Below are 12918 nucleotides of genomic sequence, written 5' to 3'. Positions count from 1 at the left end.
ACGGAAGCCTTTCTTTGATCTAAGCAACCAAAGAATCTCATTTCCGCGAATCATAGTCAAGAGTTTTGGCATCGAATTTTTCGGTGAGCGATTTTCTTTTGCCTTGTGAAAGGTGAAAGACATGGACAGCACATGTGTAACGACGCCCTTTGGGCGGCGAGCGATGTCGTTTGGCGTTCTCGCAACTCAGTTTGCCGCGCAGAAAAACAAAAAGACCGAGGCGGTCGATAAATGGAAACTCTACCGTTCGGTCTGTGAAGCCAGACCATTGCTCGGCGTGACCGATCGTTCTCTCGCGGTCTTGAACGCCCTTCTGAGTTTTTATCCGAAAAATGAACTCTCCAGCGAAGCCGGTTTGGTCGTCTTTCCGTCGAATACGCAATTGTCATTGCGAGCACATGGAATGGCAGAACAGACATTGCGCCGCCATCTCTCGGCTCTCGTCGAGGCCGGTCTCATCATCCGCAAGGATAGTCCGAACGGAAAACGCTACGCCCGTAAGCACAGGGGCGGGGAAATCAGCGAAGCCTATGGTTTTTCGCTGGCACCGCTTCTCGCCCGCAAATCGGAAATCGAGGAACTCGCCGAACGCATCGTTCGCGAGCGGCTCGACCTTCAGCGGCTTCGTGAAAACATCAGCCTGTGCCGCCGCGATATCCAGAAGCTTTGCGAAATGATAGCCGCCAGCGGTGAAGTCGTAACGTCAGAAGGATTCCAGGCGCGCTACAATGCCATTGCCCGGTCTCTCGGCCGTAATTCAAAGCCTGTCGAACTCAAGGAAATCGCCGGATTTTTGGTCTCCCTGCGTGCAGAAGTGACCAACTATCTGGAAAATATTGAAAATTCGGAGAAATCGGGCGGCAATGACTGCCAAAATGAGCGCCTCATAAAGAATTCAGAATCCGAATCTATATCTAAACCGCAAAATTTGCGTGAACCGGTAATCATCACACCTGCCGACACGACAGTCGTACAGCCAGAATACGCCGTACCCGTCAGTGCAAAGCCGTCATCGCAACAGCCAAAGCCTGTTCTTCATAAGCAATTTTTTGTTCCTGATATTGTTTTGGTTGTGAAGGCTTGCCCGGACATTTCTCTCTATGCACCCGGAGGAGCAGTGACTGGATGGCGTGATCTGGAAGTGGCGACATCAGTCATCAAAACCATGTTCAACGTTAGCCAGTCGGCCTACCAGGACGCCCTCACCACTTTCGGTCGACAGGGAACAGCGGCGATTCTTGCCTGCCTGCTGCAAAAGGCGGACCAGATCAGCTCGCTGGGCGGATATCTGCGCAATCTCACCCGTAAGGCCCACGAGGGCGGGTTTGATCTTCAGGCCATGCTTCTGGCGCAACTGCGGGGTCGAACTGACGGGATAGAGAGAAGCATGGCCGTATGAGTTCTTTAGGACAGACAGGAAATGGCGTCGGCTTGCCGAATTCCCAGTCTGCAGCTACATTGACGCTGTTTCTGCAAGAAATCGAAGATTCGCTGTGAGGCTGCCAGTGTTTACGAACAGACTGCGCTGGCAGGGGTTCCTATGGTTAATGCAAAGTAATGAAAGTTAAGCCTCGTTTGACTTTCGTTTGAGCTATTCCATGATTGATTTCAATCGCTTGAGTCCGGGTATCTTTTAGCGGTAGTGCGATGATACGGGCAGGAAAAGCGCGATTTTTATGCGTTTCTTGCCTGACTAGACACGGTAATGCCGAGATTTCGATATGGCACGATGTTGGAACTGAACCTTCCTTAAGATTGTGCGTTTCCGTGTCGATGTTGGAAGGGGGCGGTGAGCCTATGGTTTTTCCAGACGATATGGAGTTGGCTGTCGCTGTTTACATGGCGGACATTGCCTTGCCTCGACATACCGCCATCGAAAAGCTCTTGAAGGCGGGACTTGAAGATGCCGGTTATTTAACCGGAGGTGAGGGGCGACCGCCGGAAATTGTCGACGGGCAACCAAGTTCAGACTATGTGCAATATCGAACCTATCTGGACGAGGACAGCTGAAAGACGGCTGGAACCAAACCGGGCGAGGGCTGTTTATGGCGCAGTCAATTGTGACAGGATGTGCCGATGTTCTCCAAGTCCCTCTTTATCGCGACAATTGTCATCTCCGCGACGAGCCACCCGATATTTGCTCAGCCTTTAGAGGTCAGCATACTGGAACCGACCAAGACACGTAGCGCCGCATTCTCGTCTGGGGCGACCGCATCGAATTATATTACCGATGTCTCCGGCAAGACAGTGCGTCTGGTAGGACCGCGTTTTTATCCCGACAATGCGCGGGCGCTGCAGTTTCCCGGCCGGGACTCGAATGTTAATTCTTCGGCTGAAGCGCAACGCTAACGCGATCGCAATAATTCATATTGACGAACAGGGGCAGAATGGGAACCGAAAGCGAAACGTCCGGGCACAAACCGGATGCGCAAACCTGGATCAAACAGGACGGGCACGAAGCAGAAAAGGCGACCTTTCCTGAACTGTTCTTCGATCTGGTTTTCGTTTTCGCGCTCATTCAGCTTTCCCATGCGCTAGCAAAGGACTTCGGACCGACAGCGGCGCTTGAGGCGGGCATACTGATATTGTCACTTTGGTGGTTGTGGATACACACCACCTGGATCACCAACCTGCTGAATACCGAAAAGGAGCCTGTCCGGATTCTGCTTTTCGTCCTGATGTTCGGCGGGGTTCTTTTGGCCGTCGCGCTGCCGGAGGCTTTTGCGGAACAGGGTTTCGTGTTTGCCCTTATCTACAGTGCCATGCAGGTGGGACGGAGCCTGTTTGCACTTTATGCCTTCAAGGGAGAGGACAGGCAGTCTTTTCTGGTTTTTGTGCGCGTGACGATCTGGCTAGTCATATCGAGCCTGTTCTGGCTGGCTGGTGGGCTTGTCGATCTGACGGATCGAATCCTCCTGTGGGGTATAGCACTCGCGATAGAATATGCCGGACCCGCTTGCCGTTATGTCGTCCCGGGATTGAAAGCAAGCGATGCGGACAAGCTGCATCTCTCCGGCGAGCATCTTGCGGAGCGCTGTGCGCTTTTCGTCATCATCTGTCTCGGGGAAACGATCCTAACCACCGGCCGCACGGCCACGGAATATATGAATTCTGGCCTCACATTCATCGTCTTTTGCTCGGCCTTCGTCAGCACCGTCACAATGTGGTGGATCTATTTCCATCACGGGCAGGAAGAGGCCTCCAGAAAGGCCGAACATGCCGACGAGAAAGCGAAGATTGCCCAGAATCTTTTCAACTATGGACATTTGCCTATCGTGGCCGGCATCATCCTTACGGCAGTTGGAGAGGATTTCAGCCTGTCCCATGCCCATGAAGGGACGACGATGAGGGAGTCACTCGCCATTCTTGGCGGCCCGATCCTGTTTCTAGCCGGTAATATCGGCGTCAAGATTGCTGCCACCTATCAGCGGCCGATCTCGCATTTTGCCGGAGTAGCGGCGCTCTGCCTGCTTCTGCCGGTGCCGGGCGTGCCGCTTTTTGCGCTGCAACTGGCAAGCACGGGGATTTTGCTGCTGGTGGCGCTGTGGGAATATCTGGCGCTGAAAAAATCAGTCGCCAACGCCTAAGCAGTGGCGAAATCGCGTGCTCTGTCGTTCCATAGCCGCAGGCTGCGGGCATAGGCCTCTTCAAAAGGCAGAACCATATCATTGACCAGCATCAGGGCGATGGCAGCGGTGGAGACGATGATGGTTTCCGCTCTCTCGTCTCTGGCCGCCCCCGTCCAGACTGCGCGCCAATATTCGAAGGTGGTGAACATGGTCGGCATTTCGGCCGGTGGCGTTTCGCGGGCGGGAATGACGAACTCGACATCTTCGCCCTTGGAAAGACCGAAGATCCGGGTGCTGCGGAAGGGAGTAAATTGCGCGAAATCCCGCGTATTGCCGAGAATGGCAAGGCTCTCAACGGAAAGCAGCCGCGCCGTATCGCGATGAAGCTCCTGATAGGAGGGGCGGGCGACGCCGATAATGGTGCTTCTGGCGCGAAGCGGATTGAGAAGATGCACGACCGTATTGAGCGGCAGGCGCATTTCCAGAATGCCGTGCAGGCCAAGCAGGCTCTGAAACTGTAACGATAGTCCACCGATCGGCAGATAGGCGATGCCTTGCGAGGCAGTGGCCTTGGCCGCCTGCGAAAGTGAATGGCAGAGCGGTATGCCGCAGGCTTCAGCGGCGAGTTCGAGCTTACCGCCATTTTCTCCCTGGCCCACATGGCCGTGTAACAAGACGCTATATCCCGCCATGGAAACGAGACGCGCGGAATGCAGGAACCAGGGTGCATCACGATGTTTGGGCGACATATAGGCCGGCCAGTCGAGATCGACCGATGCGGGCGCTTGCTGGTCTCTTTTTATATGGCCCCACATGGCTTCGATAAAACCGGTAAGCTCTGCCGCGGTCACACCGCGATATTGCATGGTCGCAAGTAGGGCTCCTATCTGTATGGGATCTGCATCGCCTTCGAGAATGATCGAAAGCGCGTCCATCGCCTCTTGCTGGCTGAGCGGGCGGCTGTTGCCGATGCCCATCGCCGAGGTCGCTATATATTTGGCGAGCCTGTGCTGCGGATCGGCATTGTGGCCGATGCGGGCAAGGCGGTCCGCTATATTTTCCGGTGTCGGCTGACCTTCCAGAAGAACGCTGGGGCGCAGCGAAAGAGGCGGCGCCTTCATCAGCACCGGCCGTTCCCAGCCGCTAACATTGGCGGCGGCGGGAGCTGCCGCTTTTTCCTGTGAATAATCGATCAGGTTTTCCGCCTCCGCCGCCAGCGAACGAATGCGTAGCCGCATGGTCTCGGCAAAGGGGGTGGGTCGCAAACCCTGGCCGGTGCGTAAGAACAGCTGGTCGCCGTATTTCTCGCGCAGCTGCTGTAGTATCCGGCTCATCGATGATGTCGGCAGTCCCATGCCTGCCGCTGCGCGGCTGACGCTTCCTTCCCGCAACAACGCATCGAACGCGACAAGTAGTTTCAGCTGACCAAGCCTGTCGGGCTTTGTCGGGGAAGCTGGTTCTTCTTTTCTCTTGCCGGTTGTCATCTTGCTGTTTTTTTACCCCGCCCCCGATTAGAGGGGGCCTTTTTGCAATTTCTGGAATTTAGAACTGTTCGAAAACAAACGCGTTGCGCCAGACCTCCCTCCTAAATAAGTGGGGGTAAATTCTCAAGTTAAATGCGGGGGCGTAACATGGAATTGAAGTACCGCGGGCAGGATATGGCCGCGACGATAATAAAGGCTGGCATTTCCGTCGCTATGGCGGGAACGGCGCTCAGCGTTGCCTTGCCTGCTGTCGCGCAGCAGGCGACCGACGGAACCACCGTTCTTCAGCAGATAGTGGTGACCGCGTCCGGCTTCGAGCAGAATGTAAAGGATGCTCCGGCCAGCATCACGGTTGTGACGCGAGAAGATCTGGAAAAGGGGTCTTATCGCGATCTGACAGACGCCTTGCGCGAAGTTCAGGGCGTGTCTGTCACCGGCATTGCCAATGAGAAGGATATTTTCATTCGCGGATTGCCCGGCGCTTACACGTTGATCCTGGTTGACGGTAAGAGGCAGAGCACGCGCGATGCCCGTACCAATGGTAATTCCGGCTTCGAACAGAGTTTCGTGCCGCCGGTTTCGGCGATCGAACGCATCGAGGTCGTGCGCGGCCCGATGTCCTCTCTTTACGGTTCCGATGCCATGGGGGGCGTCATCAACATCATCACCCGCAAGGTTGGCGATGTCTGGTCTGGTTCCGTCACCAGCGAGGGTACGGTTCAGCAACATTCAAAATTCGGTAATAGCGGTCAGGTGTCCTGGTATGCCAATGGGCCGATCCTGAAGGACCGGCTGGGGCTGCAGATCTGGGGCAGGGGCTTCACGCGCGGCGAAGACCGCATATTGAATGGTACGACGGGCGCGAAGGAATATGATTTCAATGGACGTTTGACCTTCACGCCGAATGAGGATCACGACATCTATCTCGAGGCTGGCAAAGCACGGTTGCGCCGCGATGCCGAGTCCGGCGAGACGCTGGCAGCCAATGCAGACGGCACCTACAACACCAATACGCGCGACCATTGGTCATTGTCGCATACCGGCCGGTGGGGACCGACCACGTCTGAATTTTCCTTCCAGCAGGAATGGGCCGAGCGCACCAACTTCACCAGAAACTTTCGCACGGGACGCGTCACTGAAAATCCGCGCTCGCCGGAGGTTCGCAATAGCGTTCTCGACGGCAAGTTCACCACGCCGTTCGAACTGTTCGGCAACCATACGCTCGTCACCGGCGGTCAATATTTCGAGGCACAGCTGAAGGACCAGAATCCGGGACGCCGTACCGGTCGCGACGAAACTTTCTCGGCGACGCAATGGGCGCTCTTCGTCGAGGATGAATGGCGCATCGTCGATAGCTTTGCGCTGACGGGCGGCCTTCGTCTGGATAACCATGAAAAATATGGCAATCATTTCAGCCCGCGCCTTTACGGCGTCTGGAGCGCAACCGACGATCTTACGATCAAGGGCGGCATTTCAACAGGTTTCCGCGCACCGGAAATCCGCCAGATCGCACCGGGTTACGCCTATACGACTGGCGGCGGTGGGTGCACCTATGCCTCGAACGGTACCTGCGGCGTGATCATCGGCGATCCGGGTCTGGAGGCGGAAAAAAGCACGAGTTATGAATTGGCAGCACTCTGGGACAACGGTGATGTTGCCCTCGGTGCCACCTATTTCTACACAGATTTCAAGGACAAGATTTCCAACGCGCTCGTGCTCAATCCGGATGGTACGCCTGCCCGCTGGAGCGAAGATAGCAATTATCGCCTCTGGTACAATTACAATATCGACGACGCGGTCATTCAGGGCATAGAACTGACGGCAGCATGGTATGCGACGCCGGAACTGACATTGCGCGGCAACTATACCTATACGCATTCCGAACAGAAGACGGGCGATTACGAGGGTTTTCCGCTGGCGCGGACACCGGAGCACATGGCCAATCTGAGAGGCGAATGGGTCACCCCAGTGGACGGGCTGGAAGCCTGGGCCTCGGTGAATTATCACGGATCGGAAATCAATGCGGGTCCGCGCATCGGTACGAACGGCAAACCGGTTACGATCAACGGCAAGGCCGGGCGTAAATATGACGCTTACACCACCCTCGACATCGGGGCGAAATATGCGGTGGCCGAAAATGTCGATCTCAACGCGGCGGTTTACAATGTATTCGACAAGGAAGTCGGCGCTGACGATTTCAACACGGTCATGGAAGGCCGCCGCTTCTGGATCAGCATGACCGCCAAATTCTGATCCGCGATATTTATGAATTCAGAGGCGCCCGATGGGCGCCTCTTTTTGCCATCTATCCTATTGACCTCAACTATGGTTGAGGAATTATACCGGCTGCTCTCTAGTGTGTTTCCGCGTTTTTCAGAGCGGAGGCCGTTCAGAAAACGGAGCCGGCATGGAAAATACCATCTTTAAACACAGCCTGACGGTTGGGGAGGTTGCGCGTCGTAGTGGCGTCGCCGTTTCCACCATCCATTTTTACGAGGCGAAGGGATTGATCGAAGGTTGGCGCACCAGCGGGAACCAGCGTCGTTATCATCGCGCCGTCCTGCGGCGCATTGCCATTATCCGCATTGCGCAGCGGGCAGGTATCCAGCTCAGCATCATCAGGGACGCCTTGGCGGATTTGCCGCAGGACAGGGTGGCGACAACGGCTGACTGGCGCGTGTTCTCGCAGTCCTGGCGGGAAATGCTGCAGCTTCGTATCAACAGCCTGATTATGCTGCGCGACCAGCTTACCGGCTGTATCGGTTGCGGTTGCCTCTCACTTGATGACTGTCCCTTACGCAATCCGAACGATGTTCTGGCCGATGCCGGCGCGGGCCCGCGCCGTCTCGTATCCGTCAAATGAGCAAGGTTTCCGGCTGGCCGCTTTAAAAGCAATTGTTCTTACTCGACGTCGGCCGGAACCCAGACACTGACGCTGCCGCCATTGGTGGAAAACAGACCCTTGCCATGCTCGTCAAGGGTGATCTGTTCGTGACGGTGACCAAGGAAATCGCGCCATACAGCTCCCGCCTGCTCAGGGCCGAGATCTATCTGTTTTTCCGCCGCCTCGCCGTTCGACATCACCACAACGCAGCCCGGCTCATCGGCGGTACCGTGGCGAATAAACGCAACGCAGCTCGGATCGTCGAAAATATCCGTCTGGGCACCGTTGGAAAAGCGGCTGCGTGCCTCGATAAGCTTCGGAAGGCATTCGATAGCCGGCATGACGATCTCATGGTCGTTGCCGTCATTGCCGGTGTCTGTATAGGTCGTACCGAAAAGATCGGGATAAAAGACGCAAGGCACACCTTCTTCGCGCAGCAGAATGATCGCATAGGCCAGAGGCTTGAACCAGGGTTCTACCGGCGCTTCCAGAGATTGCAGCGGCTGCGTGTCGTGGTTGTCGACAAGCGTGACGGCGTGATCTGGAACAGCGGAAAGCAGCGAACCATCGAAGATAGTGCGCATGTCGAAATCGCCGCCCTGCTTGGAAGCGTCATGGAAGCGGTGGTGAAGGGCGACATCGAAGAGCATCAGCTGCTTGTCGACCAGATCGAGATAGCTTTTCAGCGCGTCTATATCGGGGTGCCAGTATTCCGCGACAACGAAGAGGTCGGGATTAATCGTGTCGCGCATATGGCCTACCCAGTCGCGGAAGAACCATGCCGGAATATGTTTGGCCGCATCCAGGCGGAAACCATCCACCTGCACTTGTTCGGCAAGCCACCGGCCCCAATATTTCAGTTCCTCATAGACAGCCCTGTTTCGGAATTCGACATCCGCGCCCATGAGATAATCGAAGTTGCCGTTTTCCTCGTCGACCTCCTCATTCCATTCGCCGTCGCCATATTCGTTGACGAGACGGAAAATGCCGTCCTCATCAGGCTCTTCGATATGGTCGACGCCGCTGAAGCACTTCAGGTCCCAGATGAATTTGGAATGTGTGCCGTTTCGGCCGGGAAAGGTGAAGCGCGTATAGGCGTGCGCCTCGAAATCCTCGTCCTCTATCTCGGTGCGGTCATCGGGATTGACGCGGCGAACCCGCACCTTCTCTCGTTCATCCGCGCCCATCTTGTGATTGAGAACCACGTCGTGAATGACGCGGATGCCGTTTTCCTTCAGCGTCCGACTGGCCTGTTCGAGGGCAGCGCGATCACCGTATTTGGTCGCGACTGTTCCCTTCTGGTCGAATTCGCCAAGGTCGAAGAGATCATAGGTATCGTAACCTACCGAAAAACCGCCCGCAGAACCCTTGTAGGCCGGCGGTAGCCAGACGTCGGTAATACCCATTCGGGCAAGGCTTTCCGCCTTTTCGGCCACCTCGCTCCATAATTTCCCTCCGTCCGGATAGTACCAATGGAAGAATTGAAGCAAGGTGCGTCCGGCCATATTTCCCTCATGATGGTTAGCAGGTCGCGCCATAAACGGCCCGGCGGCGAAAGGGTTCCGCCGCCGTATTGACCAAACTTCGATTGTGAGGAGACCACATTCCCTGATGGGTCCGGTGGTCTGGTCTATGCGCTATTCCGCAATTTCGAGAAGTGCCGCGCCCGCCTGAAGATAGTCGCCTTCCTTGACGATCAGGCGGACCTTGCCGGCCTTCGTCGCCACGATTTGCGTTTCCATTTTCATCGCTTCCATGACGGCCAGAAGATCGCCTTTGGAAACAGTTTCGCCATTGGTCACCTTGAACGATTGCAAGGTGCCGGAAACGGGAGCGATAATTTCACCTTCCTTCTCCTTGACCGACGCGCCGGGGGCAGCGGCATTGCCGCCGCTGACAGCGCCGAGGCCGGAGAGCAGCAGGTTCGGCAGGCCGACAGAAACACGCTTGCCGTCGATTTCCAGAAAGGTGCGCGTGATGGAAGGGTCTTCAGCCGGTGCAGGACGTTCCATGGCGTCAGGCATGGCGGCGAAATCGGTCTCGATCCAGCGGGTATGAACCTTGAAACCGTCGGTGCCGATGAAGTCGTCCGTCTCGATTGCGGCGCGATGGAACGGCAGAACCGTGGCAATGCCTTCGATACGGAATTCTTTCAGCGCGCGGCGCGCGCGGCGCAGAACCTGATCGCGGTCGGTACCCGTAACGATGAGCTTCGCCATCAGCGAGTCGAATACGCCAGGCACGCTGGAGCCGCTGACGACGCCGCTATCCATACGGATGCCGGGGCCGGAAGGAGCATCGAAAATCGAGATCGCGCCGGGTGTTGGCAGGAATCCTCGGCCGGGATCTTCGGCATTGATGCGGAATTCCATAGAGTGGCCGCGCGGTTCCGGCGTTTCAACCACCCGCAGGGTGTGGCCCTCGGCGATGCGGAACTGCTCGATGACGAGATCGATACCGGTGGTTTCCTCGGTAACGGGATGTTCCACCTGCAGGCGCGTATTGACCTCCAGGAAAGAAATCGTGCCATCAACGCCGAGCAGGAATTCGACGGTGCCGGCACCGGAATAGCCCGCGGCGGCACAGATCGCCTTTGCCGAGTCGTGGATTTTTTGTCGCTGTTCGGCAGACAGGAACGGGGCCGGAGCCTCCTCTATCAGCTTCTGGTTCCGACGTTGCAGCGAGCAATCGCGGGTGCCCAGCACCAGCACATTGCCGTGCTTGTCGGCCAAAACCTGCGCCTCGATATGGCGGGGCCGGTCGAGGAAGCGTTCGAGAAAGCACTCGCCGCGACCGAAAGCGGCGGTCGCTTCGCGAACGGCGGATTCGTAGAGATCGGCGATCTCGTCCATCTTCCATGCGACCTTCAGGCCGCGCCCACCACCGCCATGCGCTGCCTTGATGGCGACGGGCAGGCCGTATTCTTCGGCAAAAGCGGTGACTTCGGCGGCGGTAGAGACGGGGCCGTCACTGCCGGCCACCAGCGGTGCGCCGACGCCGGTGGCGATGCGCCGCGCTTCCACCTTGTCGCCCAGCGCTTCAATGACATGTGGGTCGGGGCCGATCCAGCTAAGGCCGGCATCGATAACCGCCTGCGCAAATTCGGCGCGTTCGGACAAAAAGCCGTAACCGGGATGCACGGCGTCCGCGCCGGCGCGTTTGGCAATCGCGATCAGCTTGGCGATATCGAGATAGGTTTCGGCGGGGCGGACGCCTTCCAGCGCATAGGCCTCATCCGCCAACCGAACGAATAGCGCATCCTGATCGGGATCGGCATAAACGGCAACCGATTGCAGGCCGTAATCACGGCATGCGCGGATGATCCGCACCGCGATCTCGCCGCGATTGGCAATCAGCACTTTTTTCATCGCTATTCTCCCTACAGACTTTTAGCCGCCGCGATTTCGGCAAAAGGGCCGATCGGGCGGAACTTGATTTTGGCATTGACGGGGATTTGCCCCGCAAGATCGAGATGGTATTCCGCGACCGCGCCGATGACGGGATAGCCGCCGGTCAACGGGTGGTCGGCAAGGAAAAGAACGGGCTGGCCGCTATGGGGAATCTGGATTGCTCCGGTGGCCGTGCCTTCGCTCGGCAATTCGGCACTGTCCCTGCGCTCCATCGGCACTTCGCCGGCAAGGCGGATGCCGACGCGGTTCGATTGCGGCGTGACCTGCCAGAGCTGGCTGGTCAGCGTATCGAGGCCCTTTTGCGTGAACCAGTCGGTACGCGGTCCGAGAACCACGTCGAGCGTCACAATATCGCCGGTTGCCGGCGGATCGAAGGCCGGAGCCTCGTCGACAGACACGCTGGAAAGTCCTGTCTTTTCGCCCTTCAGCGGCAGAGTAGTGCCCGCAGTCACGCTTTTTGGACCCACTACGGCGAGCGTATCCGTCGCATAGCTGCCCAGCACGGGCTCGACATCGAACCCGCCACGCACAGCAAGATAACAGCGCATGCCCTTCGGCGGCTGACCCAAGGTTACGATATCGCCGGGTTCGAGAGACACGGGAACATGGGTTTGTGCCGTGAAACTGCGATCTGCGGTCTTGACTGTGATGGGGCAGGGTGCGCCCGCAATGCCGATAACGGCGCGGCTCGTGCTTTTGAAGGAAAAGCCGCCGAGCGTCAGCTCGAGACACGGCGAGTTAACGGGATTGCCGACGATACGGTTGGCGGCGTTAAACGCGCCACGATCCAGTGCGCCGGAGGCGGAGACGCCCTGTCCGGTTTGCCCGAAGCGGCCAAGATCCTGAAAAATGGCGGGCATGGGGGCCGCGAGCACCTCGAAATGCGGGCCTTCTCTCGTCATCTCAGGCCTGGCGGTGCGCGGCGCTGAGGTGGGAACATCAACCGTTCTTCCGGCCTTGTCCATATCGAAGAAACGCACGCGATAACCCGGCTGGAAAAGCGCGCCGGGATCACGGTCTATATCCCACATCTTCACCGGTGTGGTGCCGATGATCTGCCAGCCGCCGGGGCTGTTTTGCGGATAGACGCCGCTGAAGGCGCCAGCCAGCGCCACCGAACCCGCCGGAATGCGGGTACGCGGGCTTTGCCGGCGCGGCACGTGAAGAGCCGTATCGCCGCCAACCAGATAACCGAAGCCGGGCGCGAAACCGCAGAAGGCCACGGTGAATTCGCTTTCGGTATGGCGGCGGATGACTTCTTCGATGCTCATGCCGGTCAGTTCGGCAACGTCGGCCAGATCTTCGCCGTTATAATGGACGGGGATTTCCACCAGATTGTCCGAGGGCGCGATTTTTGCGGAGAGATCGCGGCTGGAAAGCCGTGCAACCAGCGCCTCTGCGCCAATCTTTTCGGGGCGGAAACGGATCATCAGGGTGCGGGCAGCCGGAACCCTTTCGTCGATGCCCTCAATCGGATCGTTCTGAAGCGAGGCGAACAGCGCCAGCGTTTCATCGAGATCGGCAAGTTCGACGAGAATGGTGGTGAGGCTGACGGGGAGAAAACGCATCAT

At 57.4% G+C, this 12918-nt stretch carries 10 protein-coding genes; 6 read left to right on the top strand and 4 right to left on the bottom strand.

Features of this window, described 5'->3' with window-relative positions; translation table 11 throughout:
* Window positions 1-121: 121 nt before the first annotated feature.
* The 4 genes from repC to J5276_RS20020 all read left to right on the top strand — a co-directional run bounded on the left by repC (window position 122) and on the right by J5276_RS20020 (window position 3587).
* Entirely contained in the window at window positions 122-1399 is a 1278-nt protein-coding gene (gene repC / locus J5276_RS20035) for a plasmid replication protein RepC (RefSeq protein WP_174012152.1), read from the top strand.
* 398 nt (window positions 1400-1797) lie between these two features.
* Window positions 1798-2010: a hypothetical protein gene (locus tag J5276_RS20030; protein ID WP_038494459.1), complete on the top strand. Its 213-nt coding sequence runs from the start codon at window positions 1798-1800 to the stop codon at window positions 2008-2010.
* A gap of 66 nt (window positions 2011-2076) precedes the next feature.
* Complete coding sequence (locus J5276_RS20025) at window positions 2077-2349, top strand: hypothetical protein (RefSeq protein WP_174003733.1); 273 nt, start codon at window positions 2077-2079, stop codon at window positions 2347-2349.
* 38 nt (window positions 2350-2387) lie between these two features.
* Window positions 2388-3587, top strand: a complete 1200-nt coding sequence (locus tag J5276_RS20020) for a low temperature requirement protein A (RefSeq protein WP_174012150.1) — start codon at window positions 2388-2390, stop codon at window positions 3585-3587.
* Here the strand turns inward: J5276_RS20020 and J5276_RS20015 are convergent.
* Window positions 3584-5053 carry a glycosyl transferase family protein gene (locus J5276_RS20015; protein WP_174012148.1) on the bottom strand — a complete coding sequence of 490 codons (1470 nt, stop codon included), beginning with the start codon at window positions 5051-5053 and terminating at the stop codon, window positions 3584-3586. The genes J5276_RS20020 and J5276_RS20015 overlap by 4 nt on opposite strands.
* A 147-nt stretch (window positions 5054-5200) precedes the next feature.
* Here J5276_RS20015 and J5276_RS20010 point away from each other — a divergent pair, with 147 nt between their 5' ends.
* Both J5276_RS20010 and soxR read left to right on the top strand, forming a co-directional pair.
* Window positions 5201-7306 carry a TonB-dependent siderophore receptor gene (locus J5276_RS20010; protein ID WP_003511624.1) on the top strand — a complete coding sequence of 702 codons (2106 nt, stop codon included), beginning with the start codon at window positions 5201-5203 and terminating at the stop codon, window positions 7304-7306.
* Window positions 7307-7460: 154 nt separating this feature from the next.
* Entirely contained in the window at window positions 7461-7916 is a 456-nt protein-coding gene (gene soxR / locus J5276_RS20005) for a redox-sensitive transcriptional activator SoxR (protein ID WP_003511623.1), read from the top strand.
* A gap of 38 nt (window positions 7917-7954) precedes the next feature.
* Here soxR and amyA read toward each other — a convergent pair whose 3' ends face one another.
* The 3 genes from amyA to J5276_RS19990 form a co-directional block, all read right to left on the bottom strand.
* Window positions 7955-9442: an alpha-amylase gene (amyA, locus tag J5276_RS20000; protein ID WP_111828638.1), complete on the bottom strand. Its 1488-nt coding sequence runs from the start codon at window positions 9440-9442 to the stop codon at window positions 7955-7957.
* Between the two features lie 132 nt (window positions 9443-9574).
* On the bottom strand, window positions 9575-11305 hold the full coding sequence (locus tag J5276_RS19995; protein ID WP_174012146.1) for an acetyl/propionyl/methylcrotonyl-CoA carboxylase subunit alpha: 1731 nt from the start codon (window positions 11303-11305) through the stop codon (window positions 9575-9577).
* 11 nt (window positions 11306-11316) lie between these two features.
* On the bottom strand, window positions 11317-12915 hold the full coding sequence (locus J5276_RS19990) for a 5-oxoprolinase/urea amidolyase family protein (protein ID WP_174012144.1): 1599 nt from the start codon (window positions 12913-12915) through the stop codon (window positions 11317-11319).
* Window positions 12916-12918: the final 3 nt, after the last annotated feature.

It is taken from the genome of Agrobacterium sp. S7/73, assembly GCF_019355535.1.
GTDB lineage: Bacteria > Pseudomonadota > Alphaproteobacteria > Rhizobiales > Rhizobiaceae > Agrobacterium > Agrobacterium tumefaciens.
The sequence above is the reverse complement of the archived record's forward strand: the minus strand, read 5'-3'. Positions and strand labels throughout refer to the sequence as shown.